At 63.4% G+C, this 25788-nt stretch carries 23 protein-coding genes, 1 tRNA gene and 1 other RNA gene; 12 read left to right on the top strand and 13 right to left on the bottom strand.

What is annotated here, in order from left to right; translation table 11 throughout:
* Positions 1-363 precede the first annotated feature (363 nt).
* From ACO2Q4_RS19145 to ACO2Q4_RS19135, 3 genes are all read right to left on the bottom strand, one after another.
* Complete coding sequence (locus ACO2Q4_RS19145; RefSeq protein ID WP_423321190.1) at positions 364-726, bottom strand: hypothetical protein; 363 nt, start codon at positions 724-726, stop codon at positions 364-366.
* Positions 727-915: 189 nt separating this feature from the next.
* Positions 916-992, bottom strand: a tRNA-Arg gene (locus ACO2Q4_RS19140).
* 44 nt (positions 993-1036) lie between these two features.
* Entirely contained in the window at positions 1037-1534 is a 498-nt protein-coding gene (locus ACO2Q4_RS19135; RefSeq protein WP_423321188.1) for a GNAT family N-acetyltransferase, read from the bottom strand.
* Between the two features lie 284 nt (positions 1535-1818).
* Here ACO2Q4_RS19135 and ACO2Q4_RS19130 point away from each other — a divergent pair, with 284 nt between their 5' ends.
* The 6 genes from ACO2Q4_RS19130 (at position 1819) to ACO2Q4_RS19105 (ending at position 6917) form a co-directional block, all read left to right on the top strand.
* Entirely contained in the window at positions 1819-2922 is a 1104-nt protein-coding gene (locus ACO2Q4_RS19130; RefSeq protein WP_423321186.1) for a sulfate/molybdate ABC transporter ATP-binding protein, read from the top strand.
* Entirely contained in the window at positions 2919-3914 is a 996-nt protein-coding gene (locus tag ACO2Q4_RS19125; protein WP_423321184.1) for a sulfate ABC transporter substrate-binding protein, read from the top strand. Before ACO2Q4_RS19130 ends, ACO2Q4_RS19125 begins: the two co-directional genes overlap by 4 nt.
* The gene (gene cysT / locus ACO2Q4_RS19120; protein ID WP_311760892.1) at positions 3911-4756 is read left to right on the top strand and encodes a sulfate ABC transporter permease subunit CysT; all 846 of its coding nucleotides are present in this window, start codon (positions 3911-3913) and stop codon (positions 4754-4756) included. The genes ACO2Q4_RS19125 and cysT overlap by 4 nt, the downstream gene beginning before the upstream one ends.
* Positions 4753-5577 (top strand): sulfate ABC transporter permease subunit CysW, encoded by an 825-nt coding sequence (cysW, locus tag ACO2Q4_RS19115; RefSeq protein WP_395135210.1) that lies wholly within the window; start codon positions 4753-4755, stop codon positions 5575-5577. The genes cysT and cysW overlap by 4 nt, the downstream gene beginning before the upstream one ends.
* A gap of 61 nt (positions 5578-5638) precedes the next feature.
* Complete coding sequence (locus ACO2Q4_RS19110; RefSeq protein ID WP_311760894.1) at positions 5639-6364, top strand: TerB family tellurite resistance protein; 726 nt, start codon at positions 5639-5641, stop codon at positions 6362-6364.
* Positions 6365-6416: 52 nt separating this feature from the next.
* Complete coding sequence (locus ACO2Q4_RS19105; RefSeq protein WP_311760895.1) at positions 6417-6917, top strand: hypothetical protein; 501 nt, start codon at positions 6417-6419, stop codon at positions 6915-6917.
* Here the strand turns inward: ACO2Q4_RS19105 and ACO2Q4_RS19100 are convergent.
* The 6 genes from ACO2Q4_RS19100 to ACO2Q4_RS19075 form a co-directional block, all read right to left on the bottom strand.
* Positions 6914-8131, bottom strand: coding sequence for a glycosyltransferase (locus ACO2Q4_RS19100; RefSeq protein ID WP_423321183.1), 1218 nt, complete (start codon positions 8129-8131; stop codon positions 6914-6916). The two genes, ACO2Q4_RS19105 and ACO2Q4_RS19100, sit on opposite strands and share 4 nt — an antisense overlap.
* Positions 8128-9723, bottom strand: coding sequence for an ABC transporter ATP-binding protein (locus tag ACO2Q4_RS19095; protein ID WP_395135214.1), 1596 nt, complete (start codon positions 9721-9723; stop codon positions 8128-8130). The genes ACO2Q4_RS19100 and ACO2Q4_RS19095 overlap by 4 nt, the downstream gene beginning before the upstream one ends.
* Positions 9720-10826 carry an ABC transporter permease gene (locus ACO2Q4_RS19090; protein ID WP_395135215.1) on the bottom strand — a complete coding sequence of 369 codons (1107 nt, stop codon included), beginning with the start codon at positions 10824-10826 and terminating at the stop codon, positions 9720-9722. Before ACO2Q4_RS19090 ends, ACO2Q4_RS19095 begins: the two co-directional genes overlap by 4 nt.
* Positions 10826-11971: a microcin C ABC transporter permease YejB gene (locus ACO2Q4_RS19085; RefSeq protein ID WP_395135216.1), complete on the bottom strand. Its 1146-nt coding sequence runs from the start codon at positions 11969-11971 to the stop codon at positions 10826-10828. The genes ACO2Q4_RS19090 and ACO2Q4_RS19085 overlap by 1 nt, the downstream gene beginning before the upstream one ends.
* A gap of 35 nt (positions 11972-12006) precedes the next feature.
* Positions 12007-13920 (bottom strand): extracellular solute-binding protein, encoded by a 1914-nt coding sequence (locus tag ACO2Q4_RS19080; protein WP_395135217.1) that lies wholly within the window; start codon positions 13918-13920, stop codon positions 12007-12009.
* Positions 13921-14097: 177 nt separating this feature from the next.
* Positions 14098-14625: a c-type cytochrome gene (locus ACO2Q4_RS19075; RefSeq protein WP_423321180.1), complete on the bottom strand. Its 528-nt coding sequence runs from the start codon at positions 14623-14625 to the stop codon at positions 14098-14100.
* Between the two features lie 146 nt (positions 14626-14771).
* On the opposite strand from ACO2Q4_RS19075, the gene ACO2Q4_RS19070 reads away from it, so the two are divergent.
* On the top strand, positions 14772-15644 hold the full coding sequence (locus tag ACO2Q4_RS19070) for a prephenate dehydratase (protein ID WP_423321178.1): 873 nt from the start codon (positions 14772-14774) through the stop codon (positions 15642-15644).
* 21 nt (positions 15645-15665) lie between these two features.
* Here the strand turns inward: ACO2Q4_RS19070 and ACO2Q4_RS19065 are convergent, their stop codons facing one another.
* Complete coding sequence (locus tag ACO2Q4_RS19065; protein WP_311760903.1) at positions 15666-16124, bottom strand: hypothetical protein; 459 nt, start codon at positions 16122-16124, stop codon at positions 15666-15668.
* A 143-nt stretch (positions 16125-16267) separates the two neighbouring features.
* Between ACO2Q4_RS19065 and ACO2Q4_RS19060 the strand changes: the two genes are divergently transcribed.
* From ACO2Q4_RS19060 to ACO2Q4_RS19045, 4 genes are all read left to right on the top strand, one after another.
* Complete coding sequence (locus tag ACO2Q4_RS19060) at positions 16268-18127, top strand: bifunctional 2',3'-cyclic-nucleotide 2'-phosphodiesterase/3'-nucleotidase (protein ID WP_423321176.1); 1860 nt, start codon at positions 16268-16270, stop codon at positions 18125-18127.
* A gap of 49 nt (positions 18128-18176) precedes the next feature.
* Positions 18177-18273: signal recognition particle sRNA small type (gene ffs / locus ACO2Q4_RS19055), an RNA gene on the top strand.
* Positions 18274-18336: 63 nt separating this feature from the next.
* On the top strand, positions 18337-19248 hold the full coding sequence (locus tag ACO2Q4_RS19050) for a PfkB family carbohydrate kinase (protein ID WP_423321174.1): 912 nt from the start codon (positions 18337-18339) through the stop codon (positions 19246-19248).
* Positions 19245-20156 carry a pseudouridine-5'-phosphate glycosidase gene (locus ACO2Q4_RS19045; RefSeq protein WP_423321172.1) on the top strand — a complete coding sequence of 304 codons (912 nt, stop codon included), beginning with the start codon at positions 19245-19247 and terminating at the stop codon, positions 20154-20156. Before ACO2Q4_RS19050 ends, ACO2Q4_RS19045 begins: the two co-directional genes overlap by 4 nt.
* On the opposite strand, the gene ACO2Q4_RS19040 is transcribed toward ACO2Q4_RS19045, so the two are convergent.
* Positions 20153-21202, bottom strand: coding sequence for a patatin-like phospholipase family protein (locus ACO2Q4_RS19040; RefSeq protein WP_395135222.1), 1050 nt, complete (start codon positions 21200-21202; stop codon positions 20153-20155). The genes ACO2Q4_RS19045 and ACO2Q4_RS19040 overlap by 4 nt on opposite strands.
* 115 nt (positions 21203-21317) lie before the next feature.
* Here ACO2Q4_RS19040 and ACO2Q4_RS19035 point away from each other — a divergent pair, with 115 nt between their 5' ends.
* Positions 21318-21950, top strand: coding sequence for a LysE family translocator (locus ACO2Q4_RS19035; RefSeq protein ID WP_395135223.1), 633 nt, complete (start codon positions 21318-21320; stop codon positions 21948-21950).
* A gap of 67 nt (positions 21951-22017) precedes the next feature.
* Here ACO2Q4_RS19035 and prfB read toward each other — a convergent pair whose 3' ends face one another.
* Both prfB and ACO2Q4_RS19025 read right to left on the bottom strand, forming a co-directional pair.
* Positions 22018-23145, bottom strand: coding sequence for a peptide chain release factor 2 (prfB, locus tag ACO2Q4_RS19030; protein ID WP_311760909.1), 1128 nt, complete (start codon positions 23143-23145; stop codon positions 22018-22020).
* 93 nt (positions 23146-23238) lie between these two features.
* On the bottom strand, positions 23239-25776 hold the full coding sequence (locus tag ACO2Q4_RS19025) for a penicillin-binding protein 1A (protein WP_423321311.1): 2538 nt from the start codon (positions 25774-25776) through the stop codon (positions 23239-23241).
* Between the last annotated feature and the right edge of the window lie 12 nt (positions 25777-25788).

The raw sequence follows: 25788 nt of genomic DNA, 5'->3' as shown, positions 1-25788 counted from the left end.
AGCAGCCATCGCCCGGTGGTGGCGAATGATCATTGCCGGCAGGCAGGCCACATAAGGATTTTCAAATGCGGGTTTCGGGATTACTCAGCGGGAATCGCATGGATTCGCTTTGATCCGGGTCACGGATGCGTTCAAGAAAGACTGTCTTCGCAAGCGGATGATGCGGCCGCCGCGACTGCACAGGATTGCATAAATTCTTTGAACGAGCAGATCACTGGGCCCCTTTGCGGGGCGAACGCCTCGGCCGTCATTGGCGCGGGCGACCCATCGCCGTGAGGAAGGACAGTGTGCAGCGGAATCGCTTCAAGCCAAACGCAAAGGAGCGCCATTGCAGCGCTCCTCGCAAGTCTTGCATGTCACTTGTCAGAACGAGATCGAGCCTTTCGCGCCGCTCTCAAGCTGATAGGCGATTTGCGTCTGGCCAGGGGTGAATACCTCCTGGCGATAGTTGGCGTTGCTGTAGATCGCGGTTCCCCGATCGCCATTGTCGCAGGTGACGGGAAGCTCCATGCTTGGCTGTTTGGACGCGGCATAGGCCTTCTGGTCGAAAAGGGCCGTACAGGTAAAGCCCTTGCGCGAAGTCATGGTGATCTGGTGGCCACCATCCCCAGGTGCGACAACCATACGCGCCGTCATCGGCGTTCCGTCCTCGTTGGTGGCAGTGCTGGTATCGCTGCAGGCTCCCGCAAGCAGGGCCAGTGCAACGACTCCAATAATCCGCTTCATTCCGACCTCCTGATTAACCCCCCTATTTCGTTGCAGATTTCAGGGATTCGGGCAAGCTTTCCGAACGAGCGTCACATACCGTCCAATTTGCGTCGGACAGATTTGCCACTTGCCCGATTGCCATAATCAAGACTGACGACACGCAACAACGCGCCAAAGCCAAAAATGAATATAACCGATTGAATTTATTGGCGGACCCGGAAGGGCTCGAACCCTCAACCTTGGACTTAGAAGGTCCCTGCTCTATCCAGTTGAGCTACGGGTCCGCACGGGGCGCTTCATGGCAAAGCCCGGCGCCTTAATCAACACTTCATTCGCCCGATGACAGGGTCAGGGTCATGTAGACGCTGTTCGGGTCCAGCCGATAGTCGCCGAAGGGTCCGCATTCCACAAAACCGGCACGCTCATAAAGCTTGCGCGCGGGCAGGAAACTGGCCTGCGTCCCGGTCTCAAGGCTAAGCCGCGTCAATCCGGCGGATCTCGCATGGCCGATCAACTCGTCCAGCAAAAGCCGGGCCAGGCCGCGACCACGCACCTCATCCAGAACATGCATGGACTTGATTTCGCCATGATCCACGTTCATCCGCTTGACCGCGCCCATGCCGATGGCGCGGCCCGCTTCGCGCAGGACGAAGAAGTCGATTTCCGGATGCACCAGCGCCTCGCGCGGCATCATGTGGATTGATTCCGGCGGCGTGTCGGCATGCATGTCGCGCGTATGGCGCTGGAACAGCAGCTCCAGATCCTCGGTCAGCGGGCTTTCCCGCCGAAGACACATGGTCTGGTCGCGATCGCTTGTCTGACTCATCCTGACGGACTCCCATTGTTGAATCGGGCTTATCAAAGCCGGATCGCGGGCAGAAGGGGCCAGTTGCAGCACCACCCAAAGATATCGAAAAAATAAGGACATCCGCGGCCCACCCCGGCAACCGGACGAAAGAACTTCCGCGCCCCGCGCTTGGCCAAGGAACAGCAATCCGCCAAGACGCGCAGACCGGAACTTCCTTCGCCCCCCGACACCGGTCGGGCACGGCGCACCGCTTGCCGCATTGAAAGGGCAAAGCTACCTCTGGGCGGAATTTCGGAGGCGCCATGTCGATCGTCATAGAAAACATGACCAAAAGCTTCGGCGGAACATCCGTTCTGCGCGGGATCGACCTGACAGTCGACTCGGGCGAGCTTGTCGCCCTGCTGGGACCTTCCGGATCGGGCAAGACCACGCTTCTGAAAATCATCGCCGGGCTGGAATGGCCCAATGCAGGCGGGCTGGTGGTCAATGGCAGCGATTGGCTGGGCCTTGCCGCGCAGGACCGCCGCATCGGTTTTGTCTTCCAGCATTACGCTCTGTTTCCCCATATGAGCGTGCGCGACAACATCGCGTTCGGCCTGACCGTCCGCCCGCGGGCGGAACGCCCGGGCAAGGCGGTCATTGCGGCAAGGGTCGACGAGTTGCTGCAATTCCTGCAGATCGCGCATCTTGCCGACCGATTTCCGGGCCAGCTATCGGGCGGTCAAAGGCAGCGGGTCGCCTTGGGTCGCGCACTGGCGATCGAACCCACGGTGCTGCTTCTGGATGAGCCCTTCGGCGCGCTTGACGCGGCCGTGCGCCGCGATCTGCGCGCATGGCTGCGGCGCGTCCATGAGGAAACGGGGTCGACGACGATCTTCGTCACCCATGACCAGGAAGAGGCATTCGAACTGGCCGACCGTGTCGTCGTGATGGGCGATGGGCGGATCGAACAGATCGGCGATGCCGACCAGATCCACGACCATCCCGCCACGCCTTTCGTCGCCCGCTTCATGGGCGCGACGATCGAATTGTCCGTGCAGATGCATTCCGGCCGGGCCGAGGCATTGGGGCTGGATACCAGCCGCCTGCCCCGCCGCGCCCTGCCCGACGGTCCGGCAACGCTGTTCTTGCGTCCGACCGAAATCGTCCCGGTGGCCGATCCCGGCGGGCGCTGGCAGGTGGTCCGCTGCGCCAGCAATGGCGCAGTCCTGCGTATCGAGTTGAGCGACGATGCCGCGACCCTTCACGTCGACCTGCCTCGCCGCGCGCCCGAGGCGCAGGGGCTGGCGGTCGGAACCCGCGCCAACCTGCGCCCCGAGGCGGGCGCGATCTTTTCCGACCGGCGCGCGCCGGTCCCGGTGCAAAGCCGGCAACAAGAATTCCCCCGCAAGGAGAAGTCCCTATGATCCCGAAACTTCGCATCGCCGCGCTGGCCCTGCTTCTGGGCACAACCCCCGCCCTCGCGCAGGACAAGATCCTGAACGTCAGCTATGACGTCGCGCGCGAGCTGTTCGAGGCGCTGAACCCCGAATTCCAGGCGCATTGGAAGGAAAAAAGCGGTCGCGACGTCACCATCGACCAAAGCCATGCCGGTTCCTCGAAACAGGCCCGCGCCATTCTTGAAGGGCTTCCGGCCGACGTGGTGACCTTCAACCAGGAAACCGACATCGATGCGCTGGCCAAAGGTGGCATGGTCGCTGAAAACTGGCGCGATGCATTCCCGAACGGCGCCTCGCCCTATTACTCGCTGCCGTCCTTCCTGGTGCGCAAGGGCAACCCCAAGGGAATCAAGGATTGGTCGGACCTGGCGCGCGAGGACGTGAAGCCGGTGTTCCCGAACCCCAAGACCAGCGGCAACGGTCGCTACACCTATCTTGCGGCCTATGCCTATGCGCTGGCGCAGGATGGCGGCGACGATGCAAAGGCACAGGAATTCGTCGGCAAGATCTTCGCCAACGTCCCGGTCTTCGACACCGGTGGGCGCGCCGCGACCCAGACCTTTGCCGAGCGCGAGATCGGCGACGTTCTGGTCACCTTCGAGGCCGAGACCAAAGGCATCGCCAAGCAATATGCAGATCAGGGTTATGAGGTCGTCACTCCCTCGCTCAGCCTGTTCGCCGCCTTCCCGATCGCGCTTGTCACCGAGAATGCGGAAAAGAACGGCTCGCTTGAGGTCTCGACCGAATATCTGAACTGGCTCTACACCCCCGAAGCGCAGGAGACTCTGGCCGAGAACAGCTATCGCGTCACCGACAAGGACGTATTTGCCAAGCACGCCGGCGAATTCGACGACGTGAAGCTGGTGACGGTGGACGAGGTCTTCGGCGGCTGGGACAAGGTCCAGGCCGAGCATCTGGCCGATGGCGGCATCCTGGACAAGGTCTTCGTCAACAGATGAGCCAGCGCGCGCCCATCCGTGCGAAACGTGTCCTGCCGGGGTTCTCGCTGAGCCTCGGCACGACGCTGCTTTATGTCGCGCTTGTCATCATGCTGCCCGTGGTCGCGTTGGTCCTGAAGGGGGCCGAGATCGGACCCGCGCAGTTCTGGTCCATCGTCACCGCCCCGCGCACGCTGGCCGCGCTACGCGTCACCGTGACCGCCGCGGCGGTGGCGACGCTGTTCAACGCACTTTACGGGCTGCTGATGGCATGGGTGCTGACGCGCTATGACTTTCCCGGCAAACGTATCCTTGACGCTCTGATGGACGTGCCCTTTGCCCTTCCCACCGCCGTCGCGGGCATCTCTCTGACCGCGCTTTATTCCGCCAATGGCTGGTTCGGAGGCACCCTGCATTCAGCAGGGATCGAGGTCGTCTATACGCTGGGCGGTGTGATGCTGGCGATGGCCTTCACCTCGACGCCTTTTGTCGTCCGCGCGATCCAACCGGTGCTGGAGGATCTTGACCCGGCGCTGGAACAAGCCGCGATGACGCTGGGGGCAAGACCCTTCGCGATCTTCCGCCGGGTGATCCTGCCCGCGATCCTGCCCGCCTGGCTGGCCGGATCGACGGTCGCCTTCGCCCGGTCCTTGGGCGAGTTCGGCGCGGTGGTCTTTATCGCTGGAAACCTGCCCTTCAAGACCGAGATCGCGGCCTTGCTGGCCTTCATCCGGCTTGAGGAATACGACTATCAGGGTGCGGCTGCGATCGCGCTTGTGCTGCTGGCATTGGCCCTGCTGCTGCTTGTCGTGTCGAATCTGCTGCAGTTCCGCGCGGCCCGCCATCTGGAGGTCGGGTCATGACCACCCGGACGCTGACCATGCCCGCAAGCCAAAGCCGCACCGCACCGCGCCTGCTGATCGCGCTGGCCTTCGTCTTGACCGCGATCTTCGTGGTGGCGCCGCTGGCCTTCATCTTCTGGCGCGCCTTTGCCGAGGGCTGGGCAACCTATATCGCGAATATCCGCGATCCGTTGACGCTTCATGCCATCGGGCTAACGGCGCTGGTCGCGGTGATCGTGGTTCCGGTCAATATCGCCTTCGGCATGGCCGCCGCCTGGCTGATCGCCCGCTTCCGGTTTCCGGGGCGGCGGCTGCTGCTGACATTGATCGAAATCCCGTTCTCAATCTCTCCGATCATCGCGGGGATCTGCTACCTGCTGCTTTACGGGCGGCAGGGACTGCTTGGCCCCTGGCTGGCCGCGCATGACCTGAAGGTCATGTTCGCCCTGCCCGGCATCCTGCTGGTCACCATGTTCGTCACCGCCCCTTTCGTCGCGCGCGAGGTTCTGCCGCTGATGCAGGCGCAGGGGTCCGAACAGGAACAGGCGGCGGTCACCTTGGGCGCTCGCGGCTGGCAGGTGTTTTCCCGCGTCACCCTGCCCAACATCCGTTGGGCGTTGCTTTACGGCGCAGTTCTGTGCACGGCGCGCGCGGTGGGCGAATTCGGCGGAGTCTCGGTGGTGTCGGGCTCCATCCGGGGCCAGACCAATACCCTGCCGCTGCAGATCGAGCTTATGTTCAACGACCTGAACACGACCGGAGCCTTTGCCGCAGCGTCGACGCTGACGGTCATCGCGCTGGTCGTCCTTGTCACCAAAGCTGCGCTGGAAAGCCGCAGGTGAAGCACCGCAAGTTGCAGTATTGTCAGTGGACTTGATCCCGGACCCCGCCTAGGCTGATGCCATGGACGCCGCATTGAAAGACAAACCCAGCAGCTGCCCCGAATTGCCGAAGCCCCGCAGCTTCTGGCAACGGATCGCAGATCGCCTTGCGGCGATCGTCGGGGCGCGCCGTCCGGCATCTCCCCCGGAAAGGTCGGTGGCATTCACCATCGCCGTGATCGCGCTTGGCGCAAAGCTGGCCAAGGCAGACGGCGCCGTCGCCCGGTCCGAGGTCGCGGCATTCCGCCGTGTTTTCATCATCCCTCGGGCCGAGGAAAAGAATGCTGCCCGCGTCTTTGATCTGGCACGGCAGGACGTCGCCGGCTTCGATTCCTGGGCGCGGCGTATTGCCGCAATGTTTGGCCCGGGTGATCCTGTGCTTGCCGACGTGATCGAGGGGCTGTTCATCATCGCGGTCGCCGATGGCGACCTGCATGAAGCCGAAATCATCTTCATCGACGAGGTCGCGCGGATCTTCGGCCTCGCGCCCGCGCAAGTCGCCGCCATCCGCGTGCGCTATGACCGTCGCCGGGGCTGCCCCTCGTGCGAGGTACTGGGCATCGCCCCCGACACCCCATTGCCCGAGGCGCGCAAGCGCTGGCGGGATCTTGTGCGTGAATCCCATCCCGACCGCGCCATCGCCCGCGGCCTGCCGCCCGAGGCGATCCGCCTGGCCGAGGCAAGGACGCGCGCCCTGAACGAGGCTTGGGACGCCTTCCGCAACATGCAGGAATTGCGTCCGGCCTGACAGGCGGTCACCGGCCGCAAGGCCGCTGATCCTTCGATCAAGGAGAAAACCGATGCAACGTCTTGCTGCAGTCTTGCTCGTCTCGGGTCTGGCCATCGGTCCGGTCGCCGCCCAGTCGACCTTTGAGCCGCCGCCGGCCGACGAAAACCATCAGGGCGACGTGGAAAGCCAGATCGAGGATGGCCTGAACGGCTTCATGGACAAGCTGCTGGACAAGGTCCAGCCGCATCTGGACCAGCTTGGCCGCGACCTGAACGACACCGTAAACAGCTTCGGACCGGTCTTTGACGAACTGGGCGATCTGATGGATGACGTCGGAAACTATCAAACGCCCGAGCGTCTGGAGAATGGCGACATCCTGATCCGACGCCGCGCGGACGCCCCGCCGCCTCCGCCGATCGGGGACACGCTACGCGATTTTCTGAACCCAAATTCCCCGTCCAGCGACGGGCAGGCACAGCCCCGACAGCCGGAAGCTGCGCCAAGCGAGCCGCCTCCCTCGGATATCCCGGAACCCCTGCCCGACCAGAACGGCACCGAGATCGAGCTTTAGGGCGCGAAGCTTTCGATCCAATCGACCAGTCGCGGCAGGCTTTGCGTTTGCAGGTCATAGCCTTCGGCGATTGTCCGGCGCGCTGCAGCTCGAAGCCGGGCGGCTTCGGGATCACCCGCCAGTCCACGGACCAACGCCGACACCAGTGCCTCTTGGTCGAAAAAGGGAACCAGCCGCCCATTTTCTCCGTCCGTGACCAGTTCACGCACGGGTTCGGTGTCGGAAGCGACGATATAGCACCCGGCCGCCATCGCTTCGGTCAGTGACCAGCTTAGCACGAAGGGATAGGTCAGATAGCAATGCACCCGACTTATCCGCAGCAAGGAAAGATATTGCTGGTAAGGCACGCGTCCCAGGAAATGGATGCGGTCAAGGTCCAGCCGACCGTCCAGTTCGGCCAGCATCTTGTCCTTCCAACTGGCGGCATCGCGCGGCTGGCTGCCATAGCTGACACCATCGCCCCCGACCAGCACGACCTGTGCCTGCGGCCGCGCGGCCAACACGTCAGGTAGCGCGCGCATCAGCCGGTGAAAGCCGCGATACGGCTCAAGCGAGCGGGAAACATAGCTCAGCACTTCATCCGCCGCGGTCAGCACCCGGCCGTCGGGCAATTCCAGTCGGGCCTCGGGATCGGGGCGGACCTTTTCGCAATCAATGCCGTCATGGATCACGGTCAGCTTCTGGCGCAGTTCGGGCGGAAACGAGTTGGCCTGATAGGCGGTCGGCGCCAAGCCCCCATCGGCCTGCACCAATCCCTGGATCAGGTGAGCCGAGCGGGTGATCGCGAATGCGCGCGCATCGTCGGTATCCGGGTTGATTTCGGGGTCGAAACCGACATCGTGCCCGCGCGTGCGATACAGAAGCTCGGCATAGACCAGCAGCCTCGCCTGCGGCCAGATTTCGCGCAGGAACAGCGTCTCACCCCAGCCGCTATGCCCAAAGATCAGATCGGGCGTATAGCCGTGACGATCGCGCAAAGCGCGGCAGCCCCGCGCCGCCAACCACCCCCGCCCGGCATGTTCCGCATAGGCGCGTGCCAATCCGCTTGGCGGCTTTTCCGCCGGCGGGGCCTTGTAACGGACGGTGCGCACCGGCGAGGGCCGCTTGTTCTGTTCGTCCGTCAACGCCAGGACCTCATGCCCGCGCGCGACCAGCGCAGGGGCCAGATGCAGGAACTGGCCGGGGAAATTCTGGTGGACGAGCAGAATTTTCATCTGCGCTGGTCAAGGAATGCCGCGTCGATCAGCCGCCGGGTATAGTCACTTTCCGGGGCTTCGAACACGGCATCGGTCGATCCATGTTCAACCACCTCGCCCGCGCGCATTACCATGATCTGGTGGGACATCGCGCGAACGACGCGCAGATCGTGGCTGATGAACAGAAAGGCCAGCCCATGGCGCCGCTGTAGCCTGCGCAAAAGCTCGACGATCTGGACCTGGACAGTCATGTCCAGCGCGCTGGTCGGTTCGTCCAGCACCACCAGCTTGGGGTTCAGGATCATGGCACGCGCGATTGCGATCCGCTGTCGCTGTCCGCCGCTGAACTCATGCGGATAGCGATGCATGGTCGCGGGGTCCAACCCCACCTCTCGCATGATCTCGTCCACCATGTCGCGGCGGTTCCGGCCCGGCTCGACCCCGTGAACGCCCAGACCTTCCGAGATGATCTGCTCGACCGTCATGCGCGGAGACAGGCTGCCAAAGGGATCCTGGAACACGATCTGCATGTCCCGGCGCAGCGCCCGCAGCGGCCGCCCCGACAGATGCGAGATGTCACGCCCCAGATAGGCGATACTGCCCTCGCTTTCGATCAGCCGCATGATCGCCAGTGCAAGCGTCGTCTTGCCCGAACCGGATTCGCCGACGATGCCCAGCGTTTCCCCCGCCCGGACCGCAAGCGTTGCCCCGTTCACTGCCTTCACATGGCCAATGGTGCGGCGCAGAAACCCGCGCTGGATCGGGAACCAGATCTTCAGATCCTGGGTCGAGACCACCTCTGGCGCGTCAGAGGGAACAGGATCCGCACGACCCTGCGGTTCTGCGGCCAACAGCATGCGGGTGTATTCGTGCTGCGGATCGGCAAAAATCGCCTCGACCGGGCCTTGCTCGACAATTTCGCCGCCCTTCATCACGCAGACGCGGTCGGCAATGCGGCGCACCAACCCCAGATCATGGCTGATGAACAGCATCGACAGCCCTTCGGCTGCCTTCAACTCGGCCAGAAGATCCATGATCTGTGCCTGAATGGTCACGTCCAGTGCGGTGGTCGGCTCATCCGCGATCAGAAGTTCGGGGCCGTTGGCCAGCGCCATCGCGATCATCACGCGCTGCCGCTGCCCGCCCGACAACTGGTGCGGATAGTCCGCCAGCCGCGTTTCAGGATCACGGATGCCGACGCGGGTCAGAAGTTCAACAATACGCGCCCGCGCCGCATCCCCATGCAAGCCCTGATGCAGCGCCAAGCTTTCGGCAAGCTGGCGTTCCAGCGTGTGAAGCGGGTTCAGCGAAGTCATCGGCTCTTGAAAAATGAAGCTGATGTCATTGCCCCGCACGCGGCGAAGATCGGCCTCGGACGCGCCGACAAGTTCTTTGCCAAGGTAATGGACCGAGCCGGAAAGCTGCGCGGCATCGCCCAGCAGGCCGACGGTCGACAGCGCCGTGACCGACTTGCCCGAGCCAGATTCCCCGACCAGCGCCACCGTCTCTCCCTTGCCCACGGTGAAGCTGACGCCGCGAACGGCGGGGACTAGCTTGCCATCCTGCCGAAACCCGATCCGCAGGTCCGAGACTTCAAGAACCGGCGTCATCGAAAGGTCTTCCTTGGATCGAAGGCGTCGCGGATGCCTTCGAAGATGAAGACCAGCAGCGACAGCATGATGGCAAACGAGAAGAAGGCGGTGAAGCCCAGCCAGGGTGCTTGCAGGTTCTGCTTGGCCTGCAATGCCAGCTCACCCAGCGAGGGGGCCGAGGTTGGCAGCCCATAACCCAGGTAGTCCAGTGCGGCGAGCGACGAGATCGTGCCGGTCACCACAAAGGGCAGCATCGTCAGGGTCGCCACCATCGCGTTGGGCAGGATGTGGCGGAACATGATCTTGCGGTCACTGACGCCAAGGGCGCGGGCCGCGCGGACATATTCGAAATTCCGCGCCCTCAGGAACTCGGCCCGGACGACGCCGACCAGCGCCGGCCAGCCAAACAGGATCGAGACGAAGACCAGCAGCCAGAAGCTGCGCCCCAGAATAGCGAACAGGATGATAATGACGTAAAGAGAAGGGGTTGATCCCCATATCTCAAGCAATCTCTGAAGGACCAGATCGGTGCGCCCGCCGAAATAGCCCTGGACCGCGCCGGCGGCGATGCCGATCGCGGAACCGACGATGGTGACGATCAGCGTGAAGAGGATCGACAGGCGGAAACCATAGATGACCCGCGCCAGCACATCGCGCGAGGTGTCATCCGTGCCCAGCAGGTGCTGGCTGTCGGGTGCGCTGGGGGCAGTGCCCACGTTGTTGATGGTGCGATAGTGGTAGGGGATCGGCGGCCATAGCATCCAGCCCTGCTGCACCTTTTCGCCAGCGACCATACCGGTCTCGGCCGCTTCCTTCTGGACCGCATCGGGATCGTCCCAGCACTCCTCTCGTCCGCCGGTACGGATCAGGCATTGCACACCGGGGTCGGTGTAGATCGCCTCGGTCCCGAAATCACCGCCAAAGGCCGTCTCGGGGTAGAAGCGATAGGCAGGGAAATACCAGCCGCCCTTGAAGTTGACGACGATCGGACGATCATTGGCGATCAGTTCCGCAAACAACGACGCCACGAACAGGATGGTGAAGACCACCAGCGACCAGAAGGCGCGCTTGTTGCGGCGGAAATTCCGCAGACGGCGCCGGTTAAGTTCGGTCATGGCCATCAGCCGGCCCTTTTCTCGAAGTCGATGCGGGGGTCGACCAGCACATACATCAGATCCGACAGGATCCCGACCAGAAGCCCCAGCAGGCCAAAGACATAAAGCGTGCCGAAAATGACCGGGTAATCGCGCTGAACCGCCGCCTCGAAGCCAAGCCGCCCCAGCCCGTCAAGCGAGAAGATCGTCTCGATCAGTATGCTGGAACCGAAAAACACACCCAGGAACATCGCCGGAAAGCCCGCGATCACGATCAGCATGGCGTTGCGGAAGACATGGCCGTAAAGCACCTTGCGCTCGGTCAGGCCCTTGGCCCGGGCGGTCATCACGTATTGCTTGTTGATCTCGTCAAGGAAGCTGTTCTTGGTCAGCAAGGTCAGGGTGGCAAAGCTGGAAATCGTCGTCGCGATCACTGGCAGCGTGATGTGCCACAGATAGTCCTTGGCCTTCCCAAACAGGCTCAGCTCGGAAAAATTGTCGCTGGTCAAACCTCTTAGCGGAAAGATCTGCCAATAGCTTCCCCCAGCGAAGACGACCATCAGCAGGACCGCGAACAGGAAGGCTGGGATCGCATAGCCGATGATGATCGCACCGCTGGTCCAGGTATCGAAGGGCGTGCCGTTCCTGACGGCCTTGCGGATACCAAGCGGGATCGAGATGCAATAGGCGATCAACGTCGACCACAGGCCCAGCGTGATCGAGACAGGCATCTTTTCCAGAACCAGGTCGATGACCGAGATCGAACGGAAGAAGCTGACCCCGAAATCGAAGCGCAGGTAATTGCCCAGCATGATCATGAAGCGCTTCGCCGCGCCGATCTTTTCCTTGTGGCAATCGGGCGATTTCAGGTCCGGGTCACCTTGGTGATCGGCCGTGCAGGTGATCCGGGCGAAGCCCATCTGCACTTCAAGCTGGTCCAGCAGCTCGGGCGGGATACCCCGGGCGCCCGCATATTCACTGGACTGGGCCTGCTGCGTATCGCCGCCCGCGCCCGCAATATTGCGGAACGCGTCGCCCTCGCCCTGGACGCGGGCGATCACCTGTTCGATCGGACCACCGGGAACGAACTGCGTCAAAGTGAAGTTGACCAGCATGATGCCGATCAGCGTTGGAATGATCAGCAGCAACCGCCGCAGAATATAGGCTGCCATCCTGCCCCGTCTCTAGTCTTGCCCGCTTGGCAGGCTCAGCGCAAAGCGCCGGATTGTTTCAGCTTTTCAGCCTTATCCGCGTCATACCACCAGAAATCAAGCTCACCCAGCGCATAGGGCGGGATCTTCTCGGGGTGGCCGAAGATATCGAAATAGGCCAGCGTGTAATCGGCCTTGTACCATTGCGGCACCCAGAAGCGCAGGCTGCGAAGGGCGCGGTCCAGTGCGTGGATGGTGGTGTCCATCTCTTCCTGCGAGGTCGCCTCGATCCCCTTCTTGATAAGCGCATCGATGGCGGGATTGGCCAAGCCCATCGGGTTGAAGACATCGGCAGTATTTTCGGAACCGAAGACCTGCTCGGTCCCGCCGCTGATGTAGAAGCTTTGGCCCAGACTGTCTGTGACCATGTCGAAGTCATGGCTGCGGGTGCGGTTCGTCATCTCGGCATCATCGACGCGGGCATTGACCGCATCCACGCCAAGTGCGCGCAAGTTCTGGACATAGGGGTTGATGATGCGATCGAAGCTTTGGTTGTCGTTCAGAATTTCAAGCTTCAGGATCTCGCCCTTGGAGTTGCGGCGCAGCCCGTCGGGGCCGACCGCCCAGCCGGCCTCGTCCAGCAATTTCGACGCTTTGCGCAGATTGCTGCGATCAAGCTGGTTCTTGCCCGACACCGGCTGCACGACCGCGTCTTCGGTCAGGACGCTGGGCGGAAGATCCTTGGCCAAAGGCTGAAGCAGGGCCAGTTCGCCCTCGGACGGCTTGCCGCTGGCGGCCAGGTCGCTGTTATCCCAGAAGGAATTGACCCGCGTGTTCAGTCCATAGAACAGGGTCTCGTTCGACCATTCGAAGTTGAACACCAACCCCATGGCTTCACGCACGCGGATGTCCTGGAACTGCGGACGGCGCAGGTTGAAGACCCATGCCTGACCCGAGGCAATGTCGCCGCGCGGCACCACCTCCTGCTTGACGGTACCATTCTTCAGCGCCGGAAAATCATAGCGCGTCGCCCAATGGATCGACGATACCTCGTTGCGGAAGGTATAGACGCCTGCCTTGAAAGCCTCGAACGCACTGTCGTAATCGCCGAAATATTCCAGCCGGATACGGTCGAAATTGTGACGCCCGACATTGATCGGCAGATCCTTGCCCCAGTAATCGGGATTGCGCTTCACCGTCATCGAACGGCCCATCTCGGCCGTGTCAAAGACATAGGGCCCCGACCCCAGGAAAGGCTTGTCCGAGCTTTGTTCGATATCCCGCTTGTTTTTCAGGAAATCTTCGCGCGAAAAGACGATCTGGCTGCCGACCTGCTGGATCACGTCGCGGCGCGGATAGCCGGGCTGGAAGATGAACTTGATGCTGTGGTCGTCGATCACTTCGGCCTTGGCGACCATCTTGGCGATACCGGTGCGATAGGAAGACAGGCCCTTGTCGCGCAAAAGCTCGAACGAGAACAAAACGTCATGCGCCGTCAGCGGCGTCCCGTCCGAGAACTTTGCCTCGGGCCGCAAATGGAAGATCACCCAGTCCCGGCTTTCGGGATACTCGATTGTCTCGCAGACAAGGCAATAGGATGAACCGCGCTCGTCCAGCGCATCTTCCATCAGCCGTTCAAGCATGATGACCGAAAGCGGTCCTGCGCGCCCGCGATGGGTGAAGGGGTTATAGCTGTCAAAGCCTCCCATCGCCCATTCCGAGATTTCACCCCCCTTGGGTGCGTCCGGGTTGACATAGGGCAGGTGCTTGTAATCGGCCGGCAGCGCCGGGGCGCCAAATGTGGCAATGCCATGCGAGGTGATGGTCTTGCCGTTGGCTTGCGGCGCGGTTGCGGCAGGCGGGGTGGTGCCGGGATCGGGCACAGGCTGCGGTGTCTGCGCGGCGGCCAGGCCGGGAACCAATGCCAGGAACGCAAACATCGGGGCATGTCGCAGCATCTGCATCGTCATGGGGTCTTGTTGATCCTCTTGCTCGTTTGGTCCGGCGCATCCCAGCCCTTGCCCGACACGCTAGCAGCAGGGCCGCCCGGTTCAACAAGCAATTGCGTGATCCGCTGTCCCGCTCCTGCAATGACAAAGGGCGCCCGCTTCGGGGCGCCCTGCAATCGCTGGCCTTCCGGCGACGGTTTACTGGCTTTGCAGATAGGCGATCAGGTTTGCGCGATCCTCGACCTTGGGCAGACCCGCGAAGGTCATCTTGGTGCCCTTGACCACCGATTTCGGGTTGGTCAGGAATTCCTGCAGCGCCTCGGGCGTCCAGTCGCCGCCATGGGCCTTCATGCCGTCGGAATAGCCGAAGCCTTCCACCGTGGCGACCGGGCGGCCGACCACGCCATCAAGATGCGGCCCGGTGCTGTTCGCGCCGTCAAGCTTGTGGCAGGCCTTGCACTTGCTGAAGACCTTTTCGCCCGCTGCGGCATCGGCCGAAGCAAGCACGGTTGCGAAGTCGGGGCCGGCATCCTTGCCTTCGTCCCCTGCCGAGGCACTTTCCGCAACGGGAATGGTATAGGCTTGGGCATGTTCTTCGCCCTCGCCGCCGTGACCGGATGTGCCGACGTGGAAAATGCCCGACGCGGCCCAATTCATCAGCAAAAGAAACAGGAGCGCGCCGATAAATGCTCCGGCTGCCTTGGTGACGGTCATCGTGTCGAACATATCTGCGGATCCCTTGTGCGGTCTGTCCGTGGAACAGGCGTATCTAGGCGCTTTTGTTCTGTTGGATCAAGGTATAGTTGTGCCTTCGCATGGAACAGGCTGCGGCGGTGTGCGTCACCTGCCACGGCCGGATTTGAGGCTTCGACATGACCAAGAACGTGATCGCATTCCAGGGTGAACCGGGCGCTTACAGCCACCAGGCCTGCCGATTTTACCGGCCGGGCATGGAAGTCCTGCCCTGCCGCACGTTTGAGGACACGATCGACGCCGTCCGCCAGGGCCGCGCTGAACTGGCCATGCTGCCGGTCGAAAACTCGACCTATGGCCGGGTCGCCGACATTCACCACCTGTTGCCGGAAAGCGGCCTTCACATCATTGACGAGGGATTCGTTCGGGTCAGAATCGCCCTTCTTGGCGTTCCCGGAGCAAAGATTTCGGACGTGACCGACGCCATGAGCCACCCGGTCCTGCTGGGCCAGTGCCGCGGCTTCATGCGCGAGCACGGGATTCGCGGCATCGTCGGCGCGGATACTGCCGGATCGGCGCTTGAGGTGGCCAAACGCGCCGAACCGGCGCTGGCGGCGCTGGCCTCTCCGCTCGCCGGAGAGATCTACGGCCTCGACGTCCTCGCCTCGGGGATCGAGGATCGCCAGAACAACACGACGCGTTTCCTGATCATGTCGCGCGAGCCCGATTTCAGCCGCCGCGCGAATGCGCAGGGCGGCCAGACTATGATGACGACCTTCGTCTTCCGCGTCCGCAACATCCCGGCCGCGCTTTACAAGGCGCTTGGCGGATTCGCCACGAACGGCATCAACATGACCAAGCTGGAAAGCTACATGGTCGACGGCATCTTCACCGCGACCCAGTTCTATGCCGATATCGAGGGCCATCCCGAGGATCCCTCGGTCGCCCTGGCTTTGGCCGAGCTGGGCTATTTCACGGAAAGCCTGGAAATCCTGGGCGTCTATCCCGCCGATCCGCTGCGGGCGGAACAACGCGGCGGCCAGACGGCCTGAAATCCGTTCCCGGATCGCGGATCAGCCGGGCTGGCCGACCGCGATCTGGTTGACGAATTCCTCGATCCGGTGCGCGAATTTCCGGTCGAGTTGTCCCTTGGCCAGTTTTGCCGTCTGGATCATCAGCCGCGCCTTCATTCCGCGCGGGGCCACGTCGATTTCGCACAGCATCCGGGATTTCGTCCGGGTCAGCGCGACGACGGTTATCTTGATCTCGACGTTGAAATGCGACGACTGCCCCTCGAAGACCATCTGCTCGGGCGGCTGATAGGTGGCAAGCGTCAGCGCAAGCTCTCGCGGTCGGCCACGCCAGTCGAAATCGATCTGCCACGAGGTGCCGGCCCTGACCGGACCGGCATCCTTGCGCCGCACCTCTGCGCCGCGGCGCAGCAACAATCTTTCCAGCCTGTCGAAATCGCTGACCGCCCCGAACAGCACCTCGGCGGGCAGATCGGTATCCTGGCGCGTGGAAAATTTCATCGTTCACCGAGCAGCTTTAAAAGGAATGGCCCTCTTAAACGAAATCGGTCCGGCCATTGCAAGGCCGCCACGCTCAGCTAGGAATGTTTTTGCTGATACAATCACAGGTTGCAATTGTCAGCTCAAAAAAGCATCCAACCCTGATGTCCGCCCCGCGAGACCCCAGCCCGCCCGCATCTGAACCGGTGATGATGGATCTGAAGATCCTCGCCACGACGGATCTGCACATGCACATCCTCGATCACGATTACCTTGCGGACCGGCCCAGCCAGCGCTTTGGCCTGTCCCGCACGGCAACAGTGATCGCGGCCGAACGGGCAAGCGCCGCGAACAGCCTGCTTCTTGACAATGGCGACAGCCTTCAGGGCGGGCCGATGGGGGATTTCCTTGCCGATGCCGGGTGGCGCGGCAGGTCTGGCCACCCGGCCATCGCAGCAATGAACACACTGCGCTATGATGCGGCGACGCTGGGAAACCACGATTTCAGTCACGGGCTGCGCTATCTGAACAATGCCCTGCGCGATGCGGATTTCCCGATCGTCTCGACCAATCTTCTCAGCCGTCGCGGCCTGCCGGTCCACGCGTGCGTGATGCTGCAACGGATGATGCGGGATCGCCGGGGCGGAGCCTGGCCGCTGCGGATTGGGATACTGGGATTCCTGCCCCCGCAGACCGTCGACTGGGAACCAGAGTTGCGGCAGGCGACCCGGATCGGGGATATTCTCGAACACGCGCAAGCCGGGATTGTCGCATTGCGGACGGGGGGCGCGGACCTGGTGATTGCCCTGTCCCACAGCGGGATCGCGGACCTGCAACCTGTTCCCATGATGGAAAACGCGGCAACGGCGCTGGCGGCGCTGCCCGGAATCGATGCGGTTATTGCAGGGCACACGCATCGGGTCTTTCCCTCGGACCAGCATCCTGCGGGTCCGGGAATCGATCCGCAGCGCGGGACACTCGCGGGCAAGCCATGCGTGATGCCGGGCTTCTGGGGATCGCATCTTGGCGTGATCGAACTTGCGCTGCAAAGATCCTCCGCAGGGAAGTGGTCCGTGGCCAATTTTCGCTGCCGGGCAGAACCCGCGCGCGCCCTGCCCCCGCATCAGCCCGTCATCCGGACGGCCCAGCCCGCGCATCGTGCCACGCTGCATCATTTCCGGCGCAGAATCGGGCGCAGCGACGTGGCGCTGACCAGCTTCTTCACCATGCTCGGACATGATCCCGGCCTGCGGCTTGTCTGCATGGCGCAGCGCTGGCACGCCCGCCGACTTCTGGCGGCCGGGCCTTGGCGTGACCTGCCCATCCTTTCGGCCGCAGCCCCCTTTCGCGCGGGCGGGCGCGGCGGGCCGGATCACTATACCGATGTTCCGGCAGGTCCGTTGACCCTGCGCAGCCTGGCCGACCTGTACCTGTTTCCCAACCGGTTATGCGCAATCCTGGTCTCGGGCGCGGATGTTGCCTGCTGGCTGGAGCGTTCGGCCAGCATCTTCCTGCGCATCGCGCCGGGAGCGCAGGATCAGCCGCTGATCGACCCCGAATTTCCCGGCTATAATTTCGACCTGATCGACGGGGTCGGCTGGCAACTGGACCTGTCCCAACCGCCGCGCCATGCCGCGGACGGGCGTTTGCTTGATCCCGATGCAAGGCGCGTCACGAACCTTCGCCACCGGGGGCGGCCGGTCACACCCGACCAGCGCTTCGTGCTGGTGACCAACAGCTATCGGTTGTCGGACAGCGGCGTCTTTTCTGCCATCGCCGCGCGGCGCAGGGTTGTTCTGCAAGGGGGCGCCCGGACGCGCGATGTTCTGCGCCGATATGTCGCCACCCAACGCATGGTTGCGCCAACCGGCCCCTTGGGATGGAACTTTCTTTCCATGCCGGGAACCACGGTCCGTTATGCCACCGGACCCGGTGCCGCGCGTCATCTGGAACTTCTGGGCTTCCGCTATGATCAGATCGGCCAGACCCCGGACGGCTTTCTTGACCTCCGTCTTTATCTTTGACTGTCAGGAACGGGTTGCATCCCGCGCGTGACCCGCCTATCTAGGCCGGGAGAGGTTGGCGCGGGCGAGCGCCTCGCCAACCCGGTCAGGTCCGGAAGGAAGCAGCCGTAACGAGCCCCGCTTGGGTCGTTGTCCAGCCTCTCACCCGCGGAACGCCGACTTGCGGCGATTCGGCCGCACCCTTACCGCCCCTCACGACGAGCCGCCTCATGTCGCAAACGCCCCGGATCATTTGCCTTGGCGCGATGCTTTGGGATGTCATCGGCCACAGTCCGGTCATCCTGCGCATCGGAGATGATGTCGCGGGACGCATTCATCAGCGGCCGGGCGGAGTCGCGCTGAATGTCGCCGTCGCGCTGGCTCGGCACGGGCTTGCCCCCTCGATCATCTCTGCCGTCGGCCGGGATTCGCCCGGAGAGGCCCTGATCGCCGAGACGCGGGCCCTGGGCGTCGCGACCGACTGGTTGTGGCGCGATGGCCCCCTTCCGACCGATCTTTACATGGCGATCGAGGCTCCGGGTGGGCTGGTCGCCGCCATTGCCGATGCGCACGGGCTGGAAGCAGCGGGCCCGGCGATCCTAGCCCCTCTGCAGGATGGTAGGCTGGGCGACGCCACCCGGCCCTGGGACGGAACGCTGGTCGTCGATGGAAACCTGACGCTTGAGACGCTGGCCCTGATCGCCCGTGATCCCTGCTTTGCCCGCGCTTCGCTGCGCATCGTTCCGGCCAGCCCGGACAAGGCGGAACGGTTGGCCCCGCTGCTGGGTCATGACAACGCCATCTTCCACATCAACCGTGCCGAAGCCGAGGCGCTGGCCGGGCGCACGCTTGCCGATTCGATCGAGGCGGCCGAGGCCATTCGCGCGATGGGCGCCGCCCGCGTCATCGTGACCGATGGTCCCCGCCCTGCCGCCGAAGCGGCGCGCAATGCCGCCACCATCTGCCAGACCCCACCCACCGTCGCCGCCCGGCACGTGACCGGCGCGGGCGACAGCTTCCTTGCCGCGCATCTTGCGGCCGAACTTTCGGGCGCTCTGCCCGCGCAGGCGCTGGATCAGGCGATCCGTGCCGCAGCAAGCCACATCACGGCCAGTCCCGTTCCAGGAAAGGATATCGCATGAAGGACCTGCTGGTCTTTGCCCCCGAAGTCAAAGACGCCCTGGCGGCAAAGCGCCCCATTGTCGCGCTTGAATCGACCATCATCACCCACGGGATGCCCTATCCCCAGAACCTCGAAGTCGCCCGCAAGGTCGAAGCGACGGTGCGCGAGGCGGGTGCCGTGCCCGCCACCATCGCCATCATCAAGGGCCTGATCCATATCGGCCTGGACGACGCCACGCTTGAGGCGCTGGCCTCGACGCCGGGAACCGAAGTGATGAAGCTGTCGCGCGCTGACCTCGCCGCCTGCCTTTCCCTTGGCCGCACCGGCGCGACCACGGTTGCTGCGACCATGATCTGCGCGAACCTGGCCGGTATCCATGTCTTTGCCACCGGTGGCATCGGCGGCGTCCACCGTGGCGCGGAATCCAGCTTCGATGTCTCGGCCGACCTGCAGGAGCTGGCACGGACGCCGGTCACGGTCGTCGCAGCCGGTGCCAAGGCGATCCTTGATCTGCCGAAAACCCTGGAAGTGCTGGAGACTCTGGGCGTCCCGGTCATTGCGGTGGGCCAGGATCAGCTTCCGGCCTTCTGGTCGCGCGAATCGGGTCTTGCCGCGCCGCTGCGCATGGACGATCCCGCCCAGATCGCCGCTGCCGCGAAAACGCGCGCCGCGCTGGGTCTGATCGGCGGCCAGTTGGTCGTGAACCCGATTCCCGAAGCAGCCGAGATCCCGCGTTCGGTCATGATCCCGGTGGTGGAACAGGCGCTGGCCGAGGCCGCTGCACAAGGCATCGCCGCGAAGTCCGTGACCCCCTTCCTGCTGCAGCGCATCTTCGAACTGACCGAGGGCCGCTCGCTCGACGCCAATATCGCACTGGTTCTGAACAATGCGCGTGTGGCCGCCGGCATCGCTGCCGCGATGGTCTAGGAAAACAGCGCCGACAGGTTCACTGAATCGCGCTCGCCCAGATTGGCCGCGTGATACTGCATGAACCTGTCGGCCGCCGCGGCACCGGCCTCTCGCAGTTCGTCAAGAAGTCCCGGCGCAGGCACAATCTTGGTCCCCGCGCCAAGTGAAGTCATGGTGAAATCGTCCATGATCATGTGGATCAGCACGTTCTTCATCGGTCGCCCGGTGAGCCGGTTTTCCCGGTGCAGCGTCTTCACGAAATTGATTGCGCGCAATTCCCGCAGCAGCGATGCGTTGAAGCTGATCTCGTTCACCCGGTCCTGGATTTCTCCGGGTGTGTGCGGGACGGTATCGCGCAGCATCGGGTTGATGTTCACGATCACCACGTCGCGCGGCAGATCCGGAGTGAACAGCGGAAACAGCGCCGGATTCCCCGAATAACCGCCATCCCAATAGGCTTCCCGCCGCCCGGTCGAAGGATCGTCGATCTCGACCGCACGGAACAGCGCCGGAAGGCAGGCAGATGCCATCACCGCATCAACCGTGACCTCGGCCCCGCCAAAAACCCGGATGCGCCCGGTGCGCACATTTGTGGCCGAGACGAAAAGCCGTGGCCCCCGGTCCTGCCCCGTCAGCGGATGGGGCATCTCGCGCAGGATCGCGCCCAGCGGATTGGTATAGAAGGGGCCTGAATCATAGGGGCTGAAGATCCGGGTCAACCCCTCCATCCAGGCGATCGGTGACATCAACTCGGTCAGGCGCTGCAAGCCGCGCGGCACCGGGAACATCGAGTGGATCCAGCGCACCACGCGGTTGTCGCTGATCTGACTGACCTGCGACCAGATATAGTCCAGGTTCTCCAATGCGGCGTCCCTGCCCCGGCGCCCCGGTCCGCAAGCCAGTCCGGCCGCCAAGGCCGCGCCATTCAGCGCCCCGGCCGAGGTGCCGCTGATACCCGCGATCTCGATCTCGTCGTCCTGCAGAAGCCGTTCGATCGCGCCCCAGGCGAAGGCTCCATGCGCCCCGCCACCCTGAAGGGCCAGGTTGATGCGTTTCACAGCCATGCGAGCCTCGATCCATTGTGCACTTGCAGCATACATTGCCGCGATGCAGCACAACACCCTTGCCGGAAATCGCTCGCGCGATAATGATGTCGCGAATTGGGACAAGAGGACGAAGATGCCCGAATTGACCGCGATGGCTGGCTTTGCGGCACTGGCACTTGGCATGGTGCTGACACCGGGGCCGAACATGATCTACCTGGTCTCGCGCTCGATCTGCCAGGGCAGCCGCGCGGGGCTGATGTCGCTTTCGGGGGTGGCGCTGGGTTTCGTCTTCTACATGCTTTGCGCGGCCTTCGGCATCACCGCCATCGTGATGGCCGTGCCCTATGCATATGACGCGCTGCGGATCGCGGGCGCGATCTATCTGGGCTGGCTGGCATGGCAGGCGCTGAAGCCCGGCGGACGCTCGGCCTTTCAGGTCCGCGACCTGCCGCCGGACAGCCCGCGGAAGCTGTTCCTGATGGGGCTATTCACCAACCTTTTGAACCCCAAGGCGGCGGTGCTGTATCTTTCGCTGCTGCCCCAATTCATCAACCCCGCTCAGGGCGGTGTTCTGGCGCAGGCGCTGACGCTGGGCTTCACCCAGATCGCCATCAGCCTGTCGGTCAATGCGCTGATCGTGCTGGGCGCTGGACAAGTCGCCCTGTTTCTTGCGCGCCGGCCCGGCTGGGCAAGGGCGCAGCGCTTGCTGATGGGAACGGTGCTGGCAGGGCTGGCGATCCACCTTGCCCGACAGGTCCGTAGATAGATTCTGCCGCGATTTTCACCGTTTTTCAAATACCCCTGCGACGGCGCAGTCACCGCGCCCGCGGGGATCAGTCCTCGGCCTGAGCCTCGGCGCGCGACTTGCCGGCCACGTCCAGCGCCAGCGTCGCCGCCATGAAGGCGTCGAGATCGCCGTCCAGCACGCCCTGCGTGTCCGAGGTTTCGTGCGAGGTGCGCAGATCCTTCACCATCTGGTAGGGATGCAGCACATACGACCGGATCTGGTTGCCCCAGCCGGCATCGCCCTTTGCCTCGTGCTGGGCGTTGATCGCGGCGTTACGCTTGTCCAATTCCATCTGATACAGGCGCGATTTCAGCGCGGCCATTGCGTTGGCGCGGTTCTGGTGCTGTGACTTTTCGGACGAGGTCACGACGATCCCCGACGGAAGGTGGGTGATCCGCACGGCCGAATCGGTGGTGTTGACGTGCTGACCGCCCGCACCGGACGAACGATAGGTGTCGATGCGGATGTCCTTGTCGGGGATGTCGATCTCGATATTGTCGTCGACCACCGGATAGACCCACACGGACGAGAACGACGTATGCCGCCGCGCCGCCGAATCATAAGGCGAGATGCGCACCAGCCGGTGCACGCCCGATTCCGATTTCAGCCAACCATAGGCATTGGGCCCCGAGATCTTGTAGGCCGCAGAACGGATCCCGGCCTCTTCGCCCGGTGTTTCTGACTGCAGCTCGACGTTATAGCCCTTCTTCTCGGCCCAGCGGACATACATGCGTGCCAGCATCGACGCCCAGTCGGCGCTTTCCGTGCCGCCAGCACCCGCATTGATCTCAAGGAAGGTGTCATTGCCGTCGGCCTCGCCGTTCAGCAGCGCCTCCAGCTCTTTCTGGGCGGCCGTCTCGGCCAGGGACTTCAAGGATGCTTCGGCATCCGCAACGATCTCGGCATCGCCCTCGGCCTCTCCCAGCTCGATCAGGTCGGCATTGTCGGACAGCTCGGTTTCGATGCGGCGATAGGTCTCGACCGCGTCGCTCAGCATCTGGCGGTCGCGCATCAGCTTCTGGGCGCGGGCGGGATCGGACCAGATGTCCCCGACCTCGATCATTGCGTTCAGCTCTTCCAGCCGATGGGGCGCGGTCTCCCAGTCCATGCGCTGACCGAGCAGTTTCAGCGATTTGCGGATCGCTTCGATGGTGGCTTGAGTCTCGGCACGCATGGGTTTCTCTTTCGGGCAACGGATTGCGGATCAGGGCAAGACAAATAGCGCGAGGGCGGGCCGCTCGCAAGCGCCCCGCCGGAAAAGCTGCGCTCAGTAAAGTCCGCCCGAGGACAGTGTCCCGAAGTCCGCCTTCTTCGGAATGACCTTCTTGCGACCGGTCGAAGTGGTGACCGCGCTGCCCTGATCGCCACCTTGGCTGTAAAGCGGCAGAACCGCGGGATCGACCCGTTCGAAGCCGCCATCGACAAGGCCCAGCCCGCTCAGGTCCTGACCATCGCGGAAATATTCGGCGATGACGTTGTCACCCTTGGCGTCCGGACCCAGGATGGCGCCACTGAAGCGGTCGATGTTGACGAAATGGCCGCCCGGCGGAACGCGGAACTGGGTCCCGCCATATTCCTTGATCGCTTCCTTCATGAACTCGTTGAAGACCGGCACGCACAGCGTCCCGCCATAGGCATCCTCGCCCATGGTGCGCGGCTGGTCGTAACCCAGATAGCAGCCCGCCACGATGTCCGAGGTAAAGCCGATGAACCACACGTCCTTGGCATCGTTGGTCGTCCCGGTCTTGCCCGCGACCGGCACCGGCAGGTTCACGCCCCTGCCCGATCCGCGCTTTACCACGCCTTCCATCATCGAGGTCAACTGATAGGCGGTGATGGCGTCCATCACCCTTTCTCGGTTCGTCTCGACCGAGGGCGCAGCGCCCATCGGCAGCGTGGCTTGCCCGCAGTTCAGGCAGGTCCGCTGGTCATGGCGATAGATGGTGCGCCCGCGCCGGTCCTGCACGCGGTCGACCAGCGTGGGTTCCACCCGTTCGCCGCCATTGGCGAACATCGCATAGGCGGCGACCATCTTGAACAGCGTCGTTTCCTGCGAGCCAAGGCTGTTGGCCAGGTAGTGCGAGAGATGGTCATAGACCCCGAACTTCTCGGCATACTGGGCCACGGTATCCATGCCGATATCCTGCGCGATACGGATCGTCATCAGGTTCCGGGATTGTTCGATGCCGGTGCGCATGGGCGTCGGACCATAATACTTGCCCGTGCTGTTCTTGGGCGTCCACAGACCCTCGGGCGTGTTCACGACGATGGGCTCGTCAACCACGATGGTGGCGGGGGTAAAGCCACTGTCCAGCGCGGCGGCATAGACAAAGGGCTTGAAGCTGGAGCCGGGCTGCCGCTGCGCCTGCGTCGCACGGTTGAAGACCGAGCTTTGGTACGAGAACCCGCCCTGCATTGCCATGACGCGGCCGGTATTCACGTCCATCGCCATGAAACCGCCCTCGATCTCGGGCACCTGTCGCAGGGTCCAGCGGACAAAGGCGCCGCTGGCATCGTCGGTCATGCGCCGCACCAGCACGACATCGCCGACGTCCAGCAGGTCCGATGCGACCTTGGCCTTGGGACCAAGCTTGCCGGTCGCAAGGCGCTTGCGCGCCCATTGCACGTCCTTGGCGGGAATGGTCGCAGTGCCCTCTTCCTCCTCGATCCCGATCGTGGCGTCGGTTTCGCCAAGTGACAGCACCACCGCCGGATACCAGTCGTGGATGTCGCGCGGCACCTGCGCGGCGTCCAGCGCGGCGCGCCATTCCTGTTCCGTGGCCAGCTTTTCCGCGGGGATGCTGACGCGGGTGCCGCGCCAGATGCCACGGCTGCGGTCGAATTTCTCAAGCGCGCGCTGAAGGGCGGTCGCCGCGATCTGCTGCAAATCCGGCTCGATCGTCGCGCGGATCGCAAGGCCACCGCCGAAGAACTCATCCTCGCCGAATTCAGCGGACAGCTGGCGGCGGATCTCGTCGGTGAAATAGTCGCGCGGCGGCAATTGCTTCTGGAACGCCGGGAAGTCGCCATTCTGGACCGAGCGCAGCGGTAGCTTGGATTCCGCCTCATAGGTCGGCTGGTCGATATAGCCGTTCTGCCACATCTCGCGCAGGACATAGTTGCGCCGCTCGGTCACGCGCTCCTTGGCGCGGACGGGGTGATAGCGGCCGGGGGCCTGTGGCATGGCAGCCAGGGTCGCCGCCTCGTGCGGGGCAAGATCGGTCAGGGGCTTGTTGAAGTAGGTCTGCGAGGCGGCGGCCACCCCGAAGCTGTTCTGACCCAGGAAGATCTCGTTCAGGTAAAGTTCAAGAATCTGGTCCTTGGTCAGGGATTGCTCCAGCCGGGTCGCCAGGATCAGTTCCTTGATCTTGCGCTCGATGCTGCGGTCCGAGGACAAAAGGAAGTTCTTCATCACCTGCTGGGTGATGGTCGACGCCCCGCGCACGCTTTCCCCGCGCGACGCCACCGCCTGCACCATCGCGCCGATCATCCCCCGCGGGTCGAAGCCGTGGTGATAATAGAAGTTCTTGTCCTCGGCGCTGATGAAGGCTTCCTTCACCAAAGGCGGAATTTCGTCGATCGGGACGAAGATGCGGCGTTCCTGCGCGAACTCATCGATCAGGCGGCCCTCGCCGGAATAGACCCGGCTGATGGTCTTGGGCGAATACTGGGCCAGCTGCTCATGGCTGGGCAAATCGCGCGAATACATCCACAGCACCGCGCCAAGCGTCAGCGCGACAAAGAAAATTCCGGTCACGATCCAGGCAAAGATCGCTCCGAGGAACGAAAGGACGAAGCGTAGCAATGTGGACATGCC

Origin of the sequence: Paracoccus sp. KR1-242 (genome assembly GCF_049446195.1) — a bacterium.
Taxonomy (GTDB): Bacteria; Pseudomonadota; Alphaproteobacteria; order Rhodobacterales; family Rhodobacteraceae; genus Paracoccus; species Paracoccus broussonetiae.
The sequence above is the reverse complement of the archived record's forward strand: the minus strand, read 5'-3'. Positions and strand labels throughout refer to the sequence as shown.

Bases quoted from the DNA above. Each gene is read 5' to 3' on its own strand.
- ACO2Q4_RS19100 (WP_423321183.1), bottom strand. From the start codon at position 8,131: ATGAAAATTCTGCTCGTCCACCAGAATTTCCCCGGCCAGTTCCTGCAT.
- ACO2Q4_RS19090 (WP_395135215.1), bottom strand. From the start codon at position 10,826: ATGGCCATGACCGAACTTAACCGGCGCCGTCTGCGGAATTTCCGCCGC.
- ACO2Q4_RS19070 (WP_423321178.1), top strand. From the start codon at position 14,772: ATGACCAAGAACGTGATCGCATTCCAGGGTGAACCGGGCGCTTACAGC.
- ACO2Q4_RS19085 (WP_395135216.1), bottom strand. From the start codon at position 11,971: ATGGCAGCCTATATTCTGCGGCGGTTGCTGCTGATCATTCCAACGCTG.
- ACO2Q4_RS19065 (WP_311760903.1), bottom strand. From the start codon at position 16,124: ATGAAATTTTCCACGCGCCAGGATACCGATCTGCCCGCCGAGGTGCTG.
- ACO2Q4_RS19105 (WP_311760895.1), top strand. From the start codon at position 6,417: ATGCAACGTCTTGCTGCAGTCTTGCTCGTCTCGGGTCTGGCCATCGGT.
- ACO2Q4_RS19095 (WP_395135214.1), bottom strand. From the start codon at position 9,723: ATGACGCCGGTTCTTGAAGTCTCGGACCTGCGGATCGGGTTTCGGCAG.
- ACO2Q4_RS19145 (WP_423321190.1), bottom strand. From the start codon at position 726: ATGAAGCGGATTATTGGAGTCGTTGCACTGGCCCTGCTTGCGGGAGCC.
- ACO2Q4_RS19110 (WP_311760894.1), top strand. From the start codon at position 5,639: ATGGACGCCGCATTGAAAGACAAACCCAGCAGCTGCCCCGAATTGCCG.
- ACO2Q4_RS19040 (WP_395135222.1), bottom strand. From the start codon at position 21,202: ATGGCTGTGAAACGCATCAACCTGGCCCTTCAGGGTGGCGGGGCGCAT.
- ACO2Q4_RS19045 (WP_423321172.1), top strand. From the start codon at position 19,245: ATGAAGGACCTGCTGGTCTTTGCCCCCGAAGTCAAAGACGCCCTGGCG.
- cysT (WP_311760892.1), top strand. From the start codon at position 3,911: ATGAGCCAGCGCGCGCCCATCCGTGCGAAACGTGTCCTGCCGGGGTTC.
- ACO2Q4_RS19060 (WP_423321176.1), top strand. From the start codon at position 16,268: ATGTCCGCCCCGCGAGACCCCAGCCCGCCCGCATCTGAACCGGTGATG.
- ACO2Q4_RS19130 (WP_423321186.1), top strand. From the start codon at position 1,819: ATGTCGATCGTCATAGAAAACATGACCAAAAGCTTCGGCGGAACATCC.
- ACO2Q4_RS19135 (WP_423321188.1), bottom strand. From the start codon at position 1,534: ATGAGTCAGACAAGCGATCGCGACCAGACCATGTGTCTTCGGCGGGAA.
- prfB (WP_311760909.1), bottom strand. From the start codon at position 23,145: ATGCGTGCCGAGACTCAAGCCACCATCGAAGCGATCCGCAAATCGCTG.
- ACO2Q4_RS19075 (WP_423321180.1), bottom strand. From the start codon at position 14,625: ATGTTCGACACGATGACCGTCACCAAGGCAGCCGGAGCATTTATCGGC.
- ACO2Q4_RS19125 (WP_423321184.1), top strand. From the start codon at position 2,919: ATGATCCCGAAACTTCGCATCGCCGCGCTGGCCCTGCTTCTGGGCACA.
- ACO2Q4_RS19050 (WP_423321174.1), top strand. From the start codon at position 18,337: ATGTCGCAAACGCCCCGGATCATTTGCCTTGGCGCGATGCTTTGGGAT.
- ACO2Q4_RS19080 (WP_395135217.1), bottom strand. From the start codon at position 13,920: ATGACGATGCAGATGCTGCGACATGCCCCGATGTTTGCGTTCCTGGCA.
- cysW (WP_395135210.1), top strand. From the start codon at position 4,753: ATGACCACCCGGACGCTGACCATGCCCGCAAGCCAAAGCCGCACCGCA.
- ACO2Q4_RS19035 (WP_395135223.1), top strand. From the start codon at position 21,318: ATGCCCGAATTGACCGCGATGGCTGGCTTTGCGGCACTGGCACTTGGC.